This window comes from Psychrobacter sp. APC 3279 (assembly GCF_030407795.1).
Classification (GTDB): Bacteria; Pseudomonadota; Gammaproteobacteria; order Pseudomonadales; family Moraxellaceae; genus Psychrobacter.
The window spans coordinates 1-17882 of record NZ_JASDCR010000027.1; the positions used below are offsets into that span (position 1 = coordinate 1).

The 17882-nt window shown below is 42.0% G+C and carries 8 protein-coding genes, 2 tRNA genes and 1 pseudogene; 3 read left to right on the forward strand and 8 right to left on the reverse strand.

Annotated elements, in window-relative coordinates; translation table 11 throughout:
* From QL898_RS12975 to QL898_RS13000, 6 genes and pseudogenes are all read right to left on the reverse strand, one after another.
* A pseudogene (locus QL898_RS12975) lies at positions 1–452 on the reverse strand (transposase); the annotation flags it as partial.
* 52 nt (positions 453–504) lie between these two features.
* Positions 505–1104, reverse strand: a complete 600-nt coding sequence (locus QL898_RS12980) for a hypothetical protein (RefSeq protein WP_290177103.1) — start codon at positions 1102–1104, stop codon at positions 505–507.
* Positions 1105–1315: 211 nt separating this feature from the next.
* Entirely contained in the window at positions 1316–1549 is a 234-nt protein-coding gene (locus tag QL898_RS12985; protein WP_290177104.1) for a hypothetical protein, read from the reverse strand.
* Positions 1550–1910: 361 nt separating this feature from the next.
* Positions 1911–2534, reverse strand: a complete 624-nt coding sequence (locus QL898_RS12990; protein WP_290177105.1) for a hypothetical protein — start codon at positions 2532–2534, stop codon at positions 1911–1913.
* A 164-nt stretch (positions 2535–2698) separates the two neighbouring features.
* A complete protein-coding gene (locus tag QL898_RS12995) occupies positions 2699–5953 on the reverse strand; it encodes a transglutaminase domain-containing protein (protein ID WP_290177106.1) in 3255 nt (1084 codons plus the stop codon).
* A 60-nt stretch (positions 5954–6013) separates the two neighbouring features.
* The gene (locus QL898_RS13000) at positions 6014–13003 is read right to left on the reverse strand and encodes a carboxypeptidase regulatory-like domain-containing protein (RefSeq protein WP_290177107.1); all 6990 of its coding nucleotides are present in this window, start codon (positions 13001–13003) and stop codon (positions 6014–6016) included.
* A gap of 220 nt (positions 13004–13223) precedes the next feature.
* Here QL898_RS13000 and QL898_RS13005 point away from each other — a divergent pair, with 220 nt between their 5' ends.
* Complete coding sequence (locus QL898_RS13005; protein WP_290177115.1) at positions 13224–13958, forward strand: AAA family ATPase; 735 nt, start codon at positions 13224–13226, stop codon at positions 13956–13958.
* Entirely contained in the window at positions 13955–15226 is a 1272-nt protein-coding gene (locus tag QL898_RS13010; protein WP_290177108.1) for an McrC family protein, read from the forward strand. The genes QL898_RS13005 and QL898_RS13010 overlap by 4 nt, the downstream gene beginning before the upstream one ends.
* A 345-nt stretch (positions 15227–15571) precedes the next feature.
* On the opposite strand, the gene QL898_RS13015 is transcribed toward QL898_RS13010, so the two are convergent.
* A tRNA-Asp gene (locus QL898_RS13015) sits at positions 15572–15648 on the reverse strand.
* A gap of 37 nt (positions 15649–15685) precedes the next feature.
* A tRNA-Val gene (locus QL898_RS13020) sits at positions 15686–15761 on the reverse strand.
* A gap of 423 nt (positions 15762–16184) precedes the next feature.
* Here QL898_RS13020 and QL898_RS13025 point away from each other — a divergent pair.
* Positions 16185–17822: a cardiolipin synthase gene (locus QL898_RS13025; RefSeq protein ID WP_201547676.1), complete on the forward strand. Its 1638-nt coding sequence runs from the start codon at positions 16185–16187 to the stop codon at positions 17820–17822.
* Positions 17823–17882 lie beyond the last annotated feature (60 nt).

Here is a 17882-nt window from a genome sequence, read left to right on the forward strand (position 1 = left end):
CCAGTCGTAATAGCTTGATAACTTAACACTTAGCACGCGGCACATAGTGGTGATGCGAAAGAGGTGCTGGTTATCTTTGATGAAGGCGTACCTGACTAGCTGTGCCTTGCAAAGTACGCCGTCGCCTCATTCGAGCATAGCTCTCATCTTGCGTCGGGGCGAAGCGGTGCTTCGCTTTATCCCTCCTCATTTAGAATTTCGCGCTCCTCTTCGGCTACTTTAAGCTGCCGCTTGAGCTGCTTTATTTCTTGAAGAGCACTCATAAGATCAGGATCATATTGTTCTGTGCCAATAAGCTTGCCTTGATTGGCTTTGTTCTGCCAGTTCGATAACGTTTGCATCGCTATGCCAAGTTGCTTGGCTGTGGCTGAAACATTACCGTTATTGTCTGCTATTTTCTTAACGGCTTCTGCTTTAAATTCGTCACTGTAGGTTCTTACTTTCTTGGTCATGGTAAACTCCAGTTAATACGCTTAGTTTACCAAGTTTAGTTGTACGGTTTCTTCAGCATAGCTCAATAACTGTAAAGAGCAAGCCTATTGCTCCTGTATAAAATTGATATTTTAATGGAAATTTTGTATGAATATTTATGGTAGCATCACTAAGAGATGTCAGTCCCAGTAGTAAAAATCCGAAAAAATCAGTTATACCAAATACATAATCAGTAAAACCTCCATCAAGCCCGCCACCAATCATATACGCCCCAGCACCTGACTCTGGATCTAAGATGGTATAGCCCGTACCTGACCAGCCATTAAGAGTAATTTGAGTGTCATGCACTGTGACCGTTTTACCTGCATTCACGCCGTTACGAATATCCGTCATCACCACATCGCTATGGTTCAGCTTTGGCAGTACTTCTGCATAGTTGGCTTTGGTAATGGTATAGATGGTCTGTCCTTGCTGTGCGGCGAGAGACAGTGCTTTTACCGCACTGATCCCATCGGCTTCTTTTTCTGGCGTATCAGGATTATCAAACAGCTGCTCAGGGACAAGGTTTTCATTTAAGCTATAACTTGGCCCTCTTGAGAGGTTATAGGCAGTCAGCTTTTCTCTGTCATTATTCACTTCCACCTTAGTATGCAGGATTTTATCAATATCCATGACCACGCCGCCCATTTTTACCGCAAGTGGTAAACCGTAGCGATACTCAGGGGTTAGGTTGGTGGAAAATGTGTCATAGGTTAAGAAGGGATACTGAACGATACCTGCTTAACTTTAAATAGCACTTATTTAATATTCCGAAATCAAATCGACCTTAAACAGCTAACTCCGCTACTTGAGGTCGACTTATCAAGGTGATGCCTGATCTTATTTACGAAGTGAAAAACTCGAATAAATCTATTACTATTACCAATATAATTGAAAATACAGCCAAACCTAGTAACCAAGGAATTGGTTGAAGAAAAAACTTGGCGAACTCAGGATTAGGTTCAAAAAATAGCTTCCATATATCGCCTCTCTCTTTACTTTGCCTTTCTTGTTTCTTCTTCCTCTTTTCTCTTTGCTCCAATACAAGTTTTCTTCTTTTCTCTCTATCGTCTAGCATGCCAACGCTCCTATTACTGCTAACACTCTATATTTACGATATTAGTTAATTCAATAAATAAAGAGTTCCTACGATCGCTTCCAAGGGATTGACAAAATAATTAACGGAATTACAAGTAGTGCATCTACTATCATGCTTATCCAAAAGCTCATACCTAAATAGTCTTCCGTTATCTTTGGCAATACAAATATCAGTAAAATTGGAAGAATAAAAATGGTAAAAATAATTCTTATTAGTCTATCAGTGTCAACTAGTTCTTTTCCACACTTCTTGCAGGGTGCAAATTTTGCACTATATAATTCAGATCTAGTAAGAGCTATCAGCTTTGAATTTTTGGCATCACAATTAGGACATTTCATAATTAACAACCTCTACTAATTAATACATTTGCTATACGGTTCTCAATTTGACCAATTAATATAGAAGCTATTAACCCAACCCAAGGTGCAAATATAAAAAATAACGCCAATGCTATAGATATTGATATTAGACTGAATACTAAGGTTAATGCCAGAGCATTAGTGCTATCTGTGCATTGAGTATAGAATTTAACGCCTAGAACAACAGTAGTAATAAGCTGTCCAAACACACCACCTGCACTCTTTAATAGGATTTTTAAATTTGGTCGTTTTTCTAAAAATCCAATAAACAAGGAAGCTACTAATTTTAAGTTTTTACCCTTTAGCGATTTAATAAAGCTGACAAACCCTCCATCAAGTCCACCACCGATCATATACGCCCCAGCACCTGATACCTTATCAAGGATGGTATAACCTGCTCCTGTCCAACCATTAAACACAATCTCACTGACGTGAATGGTAACCACTTTGCCAGCATTTACTGCGTTTCTCACGTCAGTTAGGGTTAGGTCACTATGATTCAGCTTCGGCAACACCTCGCTATAATTCTCCCGAGTGATGGTATATATCGTTTGTCCCTGCTGGGCGGCTAGGCGTAACGCCTTCACCGCACTGATACCGTCCAATCACTCAACTTAATATAGTAAAAATTGTACCTACAATGATAAATATCCCTGTTATATCTAAAACCACCTTAGTATCTATCGGAGTCCCGTTGGAACGCAACCAGAGTACATATATTATTACACCAACTATAACAAGAGTACTTACTATAATTTGAGAGATAAGATTAAGCTTCATATATATCCTCGCCTCGAATGTATCTATTTGATTTCGCACTTATGATATCTGCAACTATATAATACATCGCTGTCATCATGGCAAACATTAATCCAAATATAAACAATGGTGATAAAGTTAACATGAAAGGTCCAGCAATTATTGAAAGTCCAATCAATCCTGTAACTAGTCCCACATATTTGCCAGCAGTGTATTGCGGTTTATCAATAGTGTTAGTCCATTTATATGCCGTTTCCGTCAAAAATAATATTGCACCTACAACCATTGCGAAAATTGGATTAATCAGCATTAAAGATACTAGTACAGGCATCATTCCTGCTAATAAGCCGAAAGCGAAACCTTGTAAAAACCCTCCATCAACCCCACCGCCAATCATATACGCACCAGCACCCGTATTAGGGTCTAAGATGGTATAGCCCGTACCTGACCAACCGTTTAGAGTAATCTGGGTATCATGCACTGTTACCGTCTTACCTGCGTTCACGCCGTTACGGATATCGGTCATCACCACATCGCTGTGATTCAGTTTTGGCAGTACCTCTGCATAGTTGGCTTTAGTCACTGTATAGATGGTCTGTCCTTGCTGAGCGGCGAGAGACAGTGCTTTTGTCGCACTGATACCATCGGCTTCTTTTTCTGGCGTAGCAGGATTATCAAACAGCTGCTCAGGGACAAGATTTTCATTTAAGCTATAGCTTGGCCCTCTTGAGAGATTATAGGCAGTCAGCTTTTCTCGATCATTATTAATTTCCACCTTGGTATGTAGGATTTTATCGATATCCATGACCACACCACCCATTTTTACCGCAAGGGGTAGACCATAGCGATACTCAGGGGTTAGGTTGGTGGAAAATGTGCCATAGGTTAAGAAGGGATACTGAACGATACCTGCTTGTTTTTGAGCGATGATGTCTTGGGTATCATTGACGGCATAGTAGCTTTGCACGCCCGCTTGCAAAATCGCACCGGTTAGATCGTGCTTAGTGAGTCCGTCGAGGGCGGCTTGATTTTCAGTTTGTTCAAACTTTTCTAGCTTTTCTTTGGCAGCCTCTAACGTATCTTTGGTATTCTCTAGCTGCTGTTGGCTTAAGCCTTGTAAGTCATAACCAATCGCATGGTATTCACCTGCAATAATCTCTTTGTCCGTACCACCATTGGCGTTTCTACCAGGGCTTGTGATATTCATTTTGCCACTGATGCTATCCCCAAGCTTATAATTGCTGCCTGAGACCAGTACTTCACCATTTAGCGTGATTTCAGGCGTCATAGTGATGCTGGTTGGTAGTCTGCTAGGCAGTGTACCATTGTCATCTTTTGGTAGGTAACTGAGTAATTTATCTTCATCTGCTTGGCTTGCAGGCTTAAAGGACAGCGCTAATGGTTTGCCCTGTAGCTGAACGGTAGCGATTTTAAAGTCTAAAGCAGGTGAGCTTAAACCTGCGTAGCCACCATAACGACCAACGTTTTCATACAGCACCATAGTGAAATAATGACGCATGCTATCGGGCAGCTCTTGATAATCAGATATTACCGTTCTGACTTGATACGGCAGTACAGGGCTTAACATCGAGCTATTGTAAGGCTTGATCGTGCTCGTACCCAGTATATCGCCTACCGTCGCGTCACTATGGTTTTGTTCGATATAGTTTTGGACTTGCGCTTGATAGTCTTCAATAGCTTGGTTGACCGCGCCTTGATTCAGGTTTTGTACGCTACCAGCCGCCTCATCAATGACAGCGCCATTTTTGGCTTGTGCAATCAAGGCTTCAGCGTCAAATGGTACAGCCTTAGCTAGATCAATGCCTTCTGTACGCGTATAGGACTTATAACTGGCATCCAACGGTATCCACTGGGTCTGAGTATCATTATTGGCAGCGCCGCCACTGATGGCGTTAATATTGGCTTCTACCCAGACATGTTCCATGCGTAGATGGGTCGCGACACTGCCATTAGTCAAGGCCACATTGGGCACGCCGCCTTGACCGAGCAAGTTCTGAGCCGCGCTGATGTTACTGACGCCGCCGACCCAGTCCATTGCTTGTTTGGCTGGAATATCGACCGTACCGTAGACGTAACGTGCTGGAATGTCTGAGGCACGAAGGAGCGCAATAAGGAGGCTTGCGGTATCAAATGAATTACCACGTTTGGTCTGCAGAGTATAGTCACTACCTTGGATACTGCCATAGGTTGGCATATATTGAATATTATCGTGTACCCATTTATAGATTTCAGCAGGATTGTTATTTAGCTCGGCTGCTTTGTCTATGATAGCTTGCGTGATTTGAACATCGGGCGTTTCGTTTAGATCAGCAGGCTGTACTTGAGCAGGTAAAGCATTTAATACCGTCCAATTACCAGCATCCGTCTGACCAGCCAGTCCTGCTACTTTATTAAAGTCAGTATTAATAGCGGTTTGACCCAGTAGCATTTGACCAAAACGGTATTCAGTATCTCGCCATTGGTGCACCGCTGAGTAAGGCTGTCGCTCGGCATTATAATTTGCTTTACGCAGTACCGCGCTATCCGCTTCGCTAACGATAGGCTTACGCACATCACTATCAGGCATGCCCCACGGTAGGTTTTCTACATCGGTTTGCTGCTGTTTGGGTTGCCATTCTTGTATTTGTGTGTTGATAGCTGATATGGCATCCAAACTTTGACTTTCCGTTGTGCTAGCACTGAGCTGTTCGAACAGCTTATTTAACGTTTGGTGGCGAGCGTTGACTTCAGCAATCAGGTCGCTCTGATCGATAAAGTCTTGTTTATCAAAGTTGCCTTGCTGCATATTTTTGGTTTGAGCCGACAATTGAGCAATGATGTCTTCTTGCTCTGTATTCATACGTGTTTGCAAATCGAGTAGTTTTGTCTTGGTATGTTGCAGCAGCTCAGGGTCAACGACATCGATGACTTCACTGTTATCAGTAAAAAGACTGGTAATACCATCGATAGTTTTTTGGTAGATGCTTCTGCCAGAAAGTGTTTCTTGACGCTGCTGTTGATAGTTTGCTTGTTCCAGTTGGTACTTAGCAGTTAGGTTGACCAGTTTGTCATAAGCATCATTACCGATAAGGCTTTGCTTGGCTTCAAGCTCAGCTTTGATTTTGTCGTTGGCAGCCGCGGCCTGTGCTGGTAAGGTGATGGCATTGAGCATCCCTGCGGTACATAGGATACTTAGAGCCTTTGTCAGCTTAGTTGATTGAGTGAGTGCTAGGTCTTGCGGATTTGGTTTAAAAAAAATCGTCATGGTCTTATCTCAAGTACGGTTGCATAATAATGGGGTTTGATTACCACGGTTATTGCGGGCTTAGGCGTGCGGATCATACTGATTCCGAGAAAGATACAGTTCTATCTGCAGCGCTCTTAGCAGCTCATCTAACTCATAACGCAGCTGTTCAAGTTCGCTTGAAGTATCGTCTTCTTGCAGTCTCGATAGGGTTTCACCAAGACGAGCGGCTTCATACACAGCTAAGTGGTGTAATCCTATTTTATGATGCTTGTAAACGAGACCTAACTGAGCTTTGGCATGTATCTTGAGTTTTCCATTTCGGCTCCACAAAGACCACTGGTGAATCGTGTCATGCAATATTTGGATTCTTGACTCAATATCACGCACTAGATAGCGTGTTTCAAACTCCTCTAGTAGTACGGAGTTGTTACTACCGTTAGTAACGTCTGAGACCGTTAATCGTACGGGATGAGTTCCCGAATTTTGTGGCAATCGTATAGTCAGGACATCATGAATAGACTGTCCAGCTGTGACAGTAATCTGATAATTGACTGTGTCACTGTCCTTAACAAGGTCATCCATCCCCCCGTTATATCCCAACCATTGACTGCCTACTGGTAAATCTACTTTCACAAGAATATGCCTATCTTTGTTGCTCGTATTCTCTATATCTACAGGCAAACGTACCACTTCGTTTGGCACATAGTCAGTTTTGACAATTTGGCGGCGTGAGTTTAGTAATTGCGTTAAGACACTGTCCCAATGAAGCTCTTGGGCGTTGGTAGTGCTATTACTGTTGGGATAAGGTGAAATCTCTGCTGAAGTAGCCAAATCCAAACTACCAATCACATCAAAATTGGTCGCTATTGGTGTTCCATTACCATAGCGTTGACCCACAATTGCAGGATAGTCTGTACTTTGGTAGTGATGCTTGTTTCCTTTTTTATTGTGCCCGCCGCTATAGTCATTACTCACCGTAGCCCAAACCTCAGCTTTATTTGGATCAATGAGGGTTAAATGCTGTGCCCAGCTTCCATGGTGTGCTTTAGGACGACCAGTCATTCGAAGCGCAGTATTAGCAATCATGTCATCAGTTGGCGCTGTAACAAATTGATCAGAAAACGCTAAAGTATCTGAGTTTAGACGCAAAGCACCTCGACGTTTTACCCCTGCTAAGCTATAGAGATTTTGATCAACAGAACCGTTCATTGCACTGTCTATGAGTAGGTTGTCACCACTATATGCCAGTTCAACAAGCTCTCTTCTTGTATAGGGATGTAACGGCTTAACCGCCCCCAACAACCAGTATTGAGTGTATTTACCGCTCTGCATTTCATTAGCGAATTTTTCTGGACGCGATACCAGCTTATAGGGTACATCTAGGCGTTTTAAATAACGCTCTAACACTGATTCGCGTTGTTCAAAGCAATTTTGCTTATGCTTGCCATGACTAAATTTATAACTATAGACATTCCAACCCGGTACACAGTTATAGTAGACCAACAACGTATTATCGATATTATCATTGTCGCCTATGGTGACATTGATAGGAGGCTCAGTTAATAAAACCTGAGATTGTGCCAAACCTTTTTGACCTTGAGCAAACTCTGCAAGCAAGACAGCTGTGATACGCTCTCCATCGACGCCAGAACTTATCCAAGGCGACATACCTGATAACGTACCAGAAGCATCAATACTGGTTGACGATAATGTAAGCGTTTGGAAAGGCTCTAAGCTGTCACCTCTAAACAGCGCTATCGATAATGGCAAATCATTTAGCGGCTCATCGCTCGAGTTATCAATCGACCATTGCCAATTAACGGTTTCACCGACAGTTATCTCAGATGTACCCGCTAACGTACCTGCCACGCCAAAACCTGTCTGCGCAGCTGATAGTACAGTGAATGACTGTGTCAGTGCTTGATTCGCTTGAGTCCCATCAGCTGCTATCGCTGTACTGGTAACGGTATAACTACCCGTTATAGCATCGGCAAGAGGTACATTAAAATACTGGTCTTTGATGGCATTTGGTGCAAGCTCATTATAGCTATAATCTTGCGTCCATATATTCTGACCGTTAGGGTCAGTGACCGTTAAAGTGACATCACGTTGGCCTGCCATCGCATTACTGGCGGTGTTAATGACACGCGAGTGAATTTGTACCATATCTGTTGGTAGGTATTGTGTTTTATCGACATACAACTGGCTATTTGTTTGAGCGGAGAGCGCACCATCAGCGACGATAGCGAAGGCTCTATCCAGTTCAGCGACGACTTTATCCTGATGAATCAGCTCGATATGGGCGGTATAATTGCCTATTGGTGTCTGACCCGTTTGCCATGTGTTTAGCACGTTGGCGCTATTAACCGGAGGATTGCCAATGTTGGTAAGGGCAACACTCAAGTCAGTGGTAGTATCAGCAAATCGCTCAATGACATTTCCTGCACTATCAATAATACTGACGCGAACGCTTGGTGATGTAGGAAAGCTGCCTAAGTTGGTTGGCGTTGCCATGATAGTAACGATATCATTGGCTGTATAAGAGGTTTTATCAACATTGCCTGCTAGACTAAATGCAGTGAACTCACCAGTGACAGCGATGCGCGCGATATTGTTGCTGCGGGTATATTCTTGGACAACACCTTGACGGCTAATAGGGTCTGTAGGATCAGTGGGGTTAGGGATACCTGTGGCACTATCAACACCAGCGCCTGCGTCATTAGCAATGACAATCAGCTCACCAAAATCAGCAAGACTACCATTAGCAGAAGTATAATCAATACTCAGATCAACATAGTCACCACCATCCAGTGTATCAGTCAACGTGACTTTACCTATCAGCTCAGCTTGAGTCGCGTCTAAACCTTTAGCCAGTCGGTAGAAACTAACCGGTGTACCTTTGGCGACAGGCTTGCCCCCAGCATTACCAATACGAGCAGTAAAGCGACTGGGCGCAGAATTGCCTTTGTCATGGATTTGAATGTATGAAGCAGTTAAATCAGAGGCGGCGGTGACATTGACACCAGGGATTAAGTTGGCGCGATAGGTATTGTGCACCTCCCAACTGTTGGGTTCATTCTTAGGAATGGATAGGTTATCATTGATGTTGGTGACATGGTAGCTGTACTGGTTCCAAATATTACGTGTGTTCGCCCAGTCTTTGTTTTTACTGGAGATCATGCGTATGCCAGCGGTGCGTCCAGCTCTTCCTGTAGTATTGTTAGATACGAATAAAACATCTGCATGACCATCTGCATCTGCATCAACGACTATGGGTGCTTCATGGGCAGTATGTGAAGAGTTTGGTGTCTGATAGATAACACTACCAGTTTGTGCATCATAAATTCTAAAATAATCTTCGTCAGCGTATACAACTTCAGATTTCCCATCATTATTAAAGTCAAAAATGCTTGAACCCGTTACATTAGATGAGCGATCTTGCGTAGGTGATGACCAGATAATACTGCCATCATTCCGCATAACAGTATAGGCAGCAGCACCAGCCACACCCATATCTGCAATGCCGTCACCATCAAAATCTGCTAACGTTGGTACACCGCCTCTACCTCCAGTTGGTATATAAAATCTATTGATTTGCTTACCAGTGGCATCGAAAATAGTAAAATAGCTATCACCTGTAGTAACGATATTTGGCTTTCCATCGCCTGTGATGTCAGCAACAGATGCAAAGCTCCTAGAGTTATTATAAGAAAAGTATTGGATAGTACCAGTTATAATCCCACTCGCGTCAAGCTGGACTTTTTCACTTCCTCTATCAGTTATTAACTCTGGTATACCGTCATCATCTAAATCTGCTATAGCAAGAACAGTAGATTTACCTCTAGTAATTAACCCAGAAGAGTAATTGCTAATAGAGTTACCAATAATAATTTCAGAGTTGCCATCCTTATTCAAATCAGCTATTAAAATATCATTTGAATAGAAATCTGAGCTTACTCCCACGCTCCATGTTTTTTTTAAGTTTCCTGTATTTGAGTAAATTTCAATACGGGAACCATTATTTACAATGATCTCTGGGAGTCCATCATTATCTATATCAGCAATTGTTGGTGATGTATACCGCGAACTGACTGCAGCCAACCATTTTTTCTCGCCAGTTGAACCATCAAGAACCACCATTTGATTAAAATAGTTATTATAAATAATTGAAGATACGTCCCCTTGACCAATATTGCCATCACCATCAGTATCTTCTAATGGCGCTGCAACGGGCGAAGCTGAAGAACCAAAACTAGACCAGTTGCTAGGCCTATCTGTATCAGATGCTTTATACCCATACATCCACTTTTCTTCAACTTCTAAGGTTCCAACTGGCGGCTTAATCTCAACACCATCACTGGTCAATCGAACATTATTATCTTCATCAAGTTCAGCAATTTGACTCTCGCTGTCAATCATCACTGCGATAGGTGCATCGCGGAAATCGACTTTTCCATTGATAGCTAGACTAATCTCTGTAGTAGCGCCTTGATTTAGGTCTAAAGTCTCAGTTGAGCGACCGACTATTTGTTCATTATCATCTAGTGTACGGTTTTTATTGGCATCAATGAACGCGATGATACCTACCGATGTACTTGACAGATCGGCATTACCTTTGTTTTCGATCGTTGCTTTTAGCGTACCAGTCGTTGTCAGACGCTGTTGATCTGTTGTCAAATTGCTGCTGTCTAGGGTAGAGATAACCAAATCTGGCAATACCACTTCTGCTGATTTAGGACGCAGGCGAATTTCACCTAAATCGACATTGGTTTCAGATTCTGCTTGGCGACTGATATAGCGCGTGGTTGATAAATATAACGCGGGGTCAATCTCAACGCGGACGTTGCTGGCACTCAAATTACTTGGAATTGTAAAGTTGCCATTACCGTCGCTTTTACCTGTATAGAGCGTCCGCTCAGTATCATTGTCGAACACCTTAATAGGTGCATCAGCGATTGGTTGATTGGTCTGTGAGTCTACAATTGATCCAGAGAGTGCATAAGGGTTAAGTGTTAAAGCAGGTGCTATTGTTACTTTCTCATCAGTACCGAGAGTAAGCGTTTGTACTGAAGGTTTGTAGGCAGGATGAGATATCGTTAATCGCCATTTACCTGTTGGTAATTCAACACTAAGCTCGCTTGCGCCGCTTTGCTCTGTATTAGGCACGAACGATTGAGTCTGTAAAACTGCGCCAGTACTTTCGCTGAGTCTTTCTGCAACAACTTTGAATCCTTGTACTTTTTGCTGACTAACTGCATCCGTCGGTGCAAATAGGAACGTTCCTGTAGCAGCCGTAATAGGATCACTAGTAGGATCATTGGGATCTGTGAGTTGCACAGTATTTAAGGTTACAATACCAACATCATAAGTATTAGCGCCTTCAACTACAAAGCTAAATGAGACATCCTGATAACCATCTTTGCCTACTGTCCAAACCTGTGCACCTGAATCCAAGCCATTGACCGTGATATTGCCAGAGGCGTCAGAAGTGATAGATTGATTATTGTCGCTATTGTTGAATACAACACCTGCTAGTGGCTGTCCCAAGCTATCAACGACTTTGGCTACTAATATGGCTTGAGACTGGCTTTGGCTGATCAGCTGAGGGCTAAATAGTGTGACACCGCCCGCATTGGCAGTACCGCTGCCTTGGATAGGCGCATAACCTGAAGTACGAATATCAATACCAAAACGTCCTTGAGAGGCTGTTTGCTGCTCTTTGGTTAGTACAATTTGATAAGCGCCTTCATTGTTGGTTGTCGCAACAATAGGGGCAAAACCGTCAAGTTTTTTACCATCCGTACCAACCAGTACCACAGTGACCGTAGCGCCAGCAACAGGGCTGCCGAGTGCCTTATCGGTCACCACGCCCTGAATTTGACCATTGCTTACGGCAGCCGCGCGGCTCAGTTTTACTTGACCTAAATTAACTTGCTCCCCTTTGCGCAAGCGTAAATTAAATTGAACGCTTGCATAGCCGTCTTTTTTTAATGTGAAGACATAACTGCCTGGATTGACGTCACCTATGATTAAGTTGCCATCACTATCACTACTTATGTTAATAGACTGAGCACTATTGCTAGCATCAGCAGACAAAGTAACACCGCTTAAAGGTAGGCTAGTTTCTGTATCAATGACGGATAGGCTTATGGCTGAAGTGATAGGATTAGCAACAGTCCGAGAGAGCTGATCTAATGAGCGTAATACTAACGCTGTCACATAAGCATCGCCTTGCCAACTGCCATCGTTATTTTGTAGCGTTAGTACCCGATTTTTAAAACTGGTGCGGAAAAGTTCCACATCACTACTGTCTTGGTATGGGTAGAGACTTTCTGCAACTAAGGCATCTAAAAACAGACCTTTATTATTATTTTGACCGGACCATGTTGCTGGTGCGGATTGCTTTGATTCAAGATAACTGACCAGTTTTTGTATAGCTGGAATATATTGACCTTGGTTCGCGATATAAGGTGTGAATGCTGATAATACATAACTGCTGGTATATAGATCATCTAAATGTGAGATACGATAAGCACCGTCAGTATGCTGCTGCGTTGCGAGGTAAGCTAAAGCCTTATTTATTCTAGTCTGCCAACTTTGACGGCTATTTGTATCAAGAGTCGCTAAATAGCCAGTCTCAGATAGTGCGATCAGTACAAAAGATGTATCCAGTGGATTAGATTGCCACCCGCCAATATGGCCAAAGCCACCATCAATATTTTGGTTATCAATAATTTTCTGCCATGCAGGATGTAAGACTTCATCCTGACTATAACCAAGCAAAGCAATACGAACGAGGCCCTCTGTACTAGACTCCGCATCCAACAGCGACGTCAAATCTGTTTGGCTCACTTGAGACTGGAGGAGTTTCAGTGCTTGAGCGGCTTCTTGCTTGGTCTGCAGAGTATTCGCTATCTTACTATTTGGTTGTTGCAGTTGAGAAGAAAGCCAAGTCTGCCCACTGGTAGCATCTGCATGAGCGATTCCTGTGAATAGTGTAGACAATACGCCCACGCTAGTGATAGACAATACTTTATTTTTTATAAGTCCGTTACCAGATATTTTCATTTTGTATGCCATGTAAGTGTTTTATGTTACAGAATATTAACAATAATTTCGAACAATAAACGAGTAATATCTTATTGTCAACTATTTTGTACTTTATATATTAGTTAATTTAATCAACAAAATATCCAGTAATACTCAAAGCAAGAAAAAAGCACAAAGAGTATCAGCTCTTTGTGCTCAAATATTTATAAAACTCTAACTTTATACAGATAGTCAGTCTATAAGTAACTCGCCAAAAGCTTCAAAAAATCACGTACTGATTATTGACGAAATCAACCGCGGCAACATATCCCGTATTTTTGGTGAGCTTATTACATTACTTGAACCTGATAAGCGTAAAGGCGGTACAGATGCGCGTGAAGTTATACTGCCTTATTCAAAACTACCGTTCTCAGTACCCTCAAATCTCTACATACTAGGCACTATGAATACCGCTGATAAATCTCTTGCACAGCTAGATTTAGCATTACGCCGTCGATTTGATTTTGTTGAGCTATTACCTCAACCTAAACTATTAGATGGCATAAAAGTTCATGGCATTGCTGTATCCAAAATTCTGACAGTAATGAATCAGCGTATTGAAGTCCTGTTAGATCGTGAACACGTCATAGGGCACTCGTATTTTTGGTCCTTGAAAGACTTAGATTCAGATGACGAAAGAGAAATTGAATTAGGTAACATTTTTAAGAGACGGATTATCCCGTTACTTCAGGAATATTTCTTTTCAGATTGGGAGCGTATTGGCTGGGTGTTGAATGATCCTAGTAAACATACATCAGAACAGTTTGTTCAAACTAGGGAGATAACTCCGACCGTTAGCGAGTTATTTCATAGTAGTATTACAGGTCTAAACGACCGTCGTTATCATATTAATAAGACTGCTTTTAACAATCCTGAATCCTATAAGAAAATACTAATCCAGACTGAGTCTAAAATTTTGGATAGCGAAGCATGATTCAAGTCAGAGAATATGCTCAGCTGACAACAGATAAGACAGCATGTCCTAGCTTAGATTTAGCTATTATCAAGCAAGAAACTTTTGATTGGTTAGTGCAATTAAGCGAAAAAGAGAGCTATGGACGGTTTATTACTTATAAGCGTCCACAATACTTACAGCTGCACTCTTATGTGGGCTATTTAGAAAGTCCTTGCGGCGAAGGTATTGAGGTACTACCAAAGACAGGGTTAGGTTTACAGGAACCAGATAATAGCAGAGCCGTCTTATGCAAAATGTTGAGCTCCGTTTTGCACTTGTCCTATAAAGAGGCTCAATCTGCCAATCTCAATCGAATGAACCTACCTATTCACGAATGGATATACTACCAGTTTTTATATTTGCTAAAGGAGCTGGTAGCGTCTGGGCTCAGATTTGACTATCAGCGAGTCGAAGAAGAAAGTAGATTTATTCGCGGCCAGCTTGATATTACAGTTCAACAAAGGCAAACGGTTGGTAGAGCTCATCTTTTTCATATTCGTCATGATGTCTATCATCCCAATCGACTTGAGAACCAGTTAATTAAAACGGCATTGGATTACGTACAGCAGCACTGTAGAAGTTCTGAGAACTGGCGACTGGCTAATGAGTTCTCACACATCTTAGACCGTATAGCGAGTCTTAGAGAGCCTCTAAACTCAATGCATAAGTGGTCAGACATCAAAATATTGCAATCCTACCAAGCGATAAAGCCATGGTGCCAACTAATACTTGAAAAGCTTAATCCAAACTTTCAAAAGGGAGAGCATCGGGGTATTGCATTGTTATTTCCAATGGAAATTTTGTTCGAGAAGTATGTAGCAAGCTGTCTACGACGAGATATCAAAGCACCTTGGCAACTAACAACACAAGCTTCTAGTAAGTACATGGTGAATGACCAAGAAGGGTTAAAATCGCGCTTTCAATTAAAGCCTGATTTATTAATCAGTCAAGAAAGAAAAAACCACCATATACTTGATACCAAGTGGAAGTTAATAAACTTAAGCGACAATGATAACAACTACAATATCAGTCAGTCGGATATTTACCAATTGTTTGCTTATGGTCATAAGTATTTGGATGGTTGTGGGGACATGATGCTAATTTATCCTAAACATCATCAGTTCAACATACCTTTGGAATGTTTTGATTTAGCAGAAGAATTGAGATTATGGGCTATACCGTTTTGCATCGAGACTGACAACTTAATTACAGGCAAATGGATAGAAAGGTTTCCATCTTTATCTTAAACTTAGTTTGAGGCTAATCCTTTAAGCTTCTAAATTTATCGATAAGCATAAAATTTGGGGGTCAGTTGCCACATCCAAATTTTAACAATCTTGGTCACGAAATGGTCACCGTTTGGTCACCGAGTACTTGGTCACCGTTTTTCAAAAGGTAAAGTACATGCACGCAGACTTATAGAGAACACATTATTAAAGAGTAGATTGCTTCTTAGGGGTTAATAAAGACAGAATAACCAACCCTTACGGATAAAGGCTTTAAAGAGAATTACAGACACAAAAAAACCTCAAACAACCTAATGTTTGAGGCGAAACTTGCTTAAACTTTACAGTCTAAATTCGTTTTAAATATGGCGCAGCGGACGGGACTCGAACCCGCGACCCCCGGCGTGACAGGCCGGTATTCTAACCAACTGAACTACCGCTGCTTAGGTCTCTTAGCTTGTTTAGCCACTTGCTAAGAAGTGGTGGGTGATGACGGATTCGAACCGCCGACATTCTGCGTGTAAGGCAGACGCTCTACCAACTGAGCTAATCACCCTGAGCGAGGAGCAAACGAAGCACTGCTTCGTCCGAGCGCAAGAGAATTTACATTTTCGTAAATTCTAGAAGCTCAGTACCCAATATAAGGTATAACTTCTACTACAAGAGAAATTCTTTAAATAGAATTTCTGTATTGCTTCATTAACATTAGCTGTCACACTCAATGTTAACTTAATCAGCTGGGCTTATCTAAGTAAGTCCCCTTGCTGTGGGTGTGTATTATATAGATTTACAGTTGGGTGTCAAATATTATTTTAATATTTTTAGAAAATAATTATAAATCGGACTTGTAATCTATCAGAAACAGCACTCAAAGCTATGTATTATATAGCATTTCTAAAAATACACTTATTATCATTATTTGTTGTTTAGAGGTGAAAAGCTACTATACTATGGATGCTTTATTCGTTGAAAACGGTTGATGGAGGCCAATATAAACACTTTTACTATTAAAGATACTTTTACTAGCTGGACCTGGGGAGACTTAGCGGGTCTAGGTCTGGTGCTGCATATTGTACTTATGATAGTAATGACGCTGCGAGTGGTTTCTGTGCAGCGCAATATTGGTGTGTCTATTGCTTGGGTTGCGGTGCTTTATACGTTACCAGTATTTGGTTTTGTGGCTTACATTCTGCTCGGTGAGCCGATGATTGGACGGCGCTATCGTGAACGCGTGGATCAAGCCAGCATCTTGATGAACGATATGGCAAGGCGTGAGCATCTGATTTTTGATAAAGGGCAGGACTTATTACCAGCCAACTACCGCGGTGTTAGCCAAATAGGAACGCGCTGGACAGGGTTTGGTGTATTTCCCAATCATCAAATGCAGCTGTTGACCGATCCTGCTTCTATCTTTCAGCGTTTGATTGAAGATATTCATGCCGCCCAGCGTATAGTTCTCATGGAGTTTTATATTGTCTATCCAAAAGGACAGGTGCTAGAAGTCATAGAGGCGCTGTCTGTAGCGGCTCAGCGCGGCGTAGAGTGTCATATATTGGCTGATAGTGTGGGCAGCTTTAGCTTTATTAATAGCAGTGTGCACCGTAAATTAGAAAAAGCAGGCGTTTATGTCCATCAGTCATTGCCAGTGGGGTTATTTAAGACACTATTCAAACGCTCTGATTTGCGCAATCATCGTAAAATGGTGGTTATCGATGAACATATCGGCTATATCGGCAGCTTCAACTTGGTTGATCCAAGGTTTTTTAAGCAAAATAAAAACGTTGGTCAATGGATTGATGTGGCACTACGAACGACTAGCCAGCACTCGATTAGTATTAATACAGCGATGGCTAAGGTGATTGTTACCGATATCGGTGCTGAAAGTAATGACAATCTTGCTGAACTGCATCAACGGGTTAATAACTACACTCGTAAGTTATATGTGATGCATCCGACCATCAATGATTTAAATAGCCGAGTGAAGGTGTTGGCGGATACGGTTGATGATCATGAGCAGCCAGATGTAGGTGCCACTTCGATTGTCGTACCAAAGATGCCTGTCGTGGACAAAGTCTTGGCGCAGCTAATACCTTCAGCACCGCAGCTAACGGCTCATGTGATTTACAATACGTTAGTTACCGTGATTCATCGTGCCAATAAGCGCATCCGTATTACCACGCCTTATTTTGTCCCTGATGAATCCCTATCAGGCGCGCTGACGATAGCAGCTAAGCGCGGCGTTGATGTGACGATTATCGTTCCTGAAAAGGTTGATTCATTTCTGGTACAACATGCTTCTCAAGCTTATTATCAAGAGTTGTTGGATGCTGGGGTAGTGATTGCCTTGTTTAGAGGTGGTTTGCTACACGCAAAAACAGTGGTTATCGATGATGATTACTGTTTATTTGGCACCGTCAATATTGATATGCGCAGCTTTTACTTAAATATGGAAGTCAGTTTGGCGATTTATACGCCAGAAATGGTTGCCCAAGTAGCGGACTGTCAGGAAGTCTATTTAGAAAACTGCCGAATCCTAGATAGTGATGAGTGGCAACAGCGTCATGGATCAAAACGCTTGTTTGACAATGTCGTGCGCTTGTTCAGTCCTTTATTGTAGCACTCGGATTTTTAAGGTAAGGTAATCTACCAGTACCGTTCTATTATTTTAGTAGTAGCA

Coding starts and splice junctions, on each gene's coding strand:
- QL898_RS12980 (WP_290177103.1), bottom strand. CDS start 1,104: ATGGATATTGATAAAATCCTGCATACTAAGGTGGAAGTGAATAATGAC.
- QL898_RS12985 (WP_290177104.1), bottom strand. CDS start 1,549: ATGCTAGACGATAGAGAGAAAAGAAGAAAACTTGTATTGGAGCAAAGA.
- QL898_RS12995 (WP_290177106.1), bottom strand. CDS start 5,953: ATGACGATTTTTTTTAAACCAAATCCGCAAGACCTAGCACTCACTCAA.
- QL898_RS13000 (WP_290177107.1), bottom strand. CDS start 13,003: ATGAAAATATCTGGTAACGGACTTATAAAAAATAAAGTATTGTCTATC.
- QL898_RS13010 (WP_290177108.1), top strand. CDS start 13,955: ATGATTCAAGTCAGAGAATATGCTCAGCTGACAACAGATAAGACAGCA.
- QL898_RS13025 (WP_201547676.1), top strand. CDS start 16,185: ATGGAGGCCAATATAAACACTTTTACTATTAAAGATACTTTTACTAGC.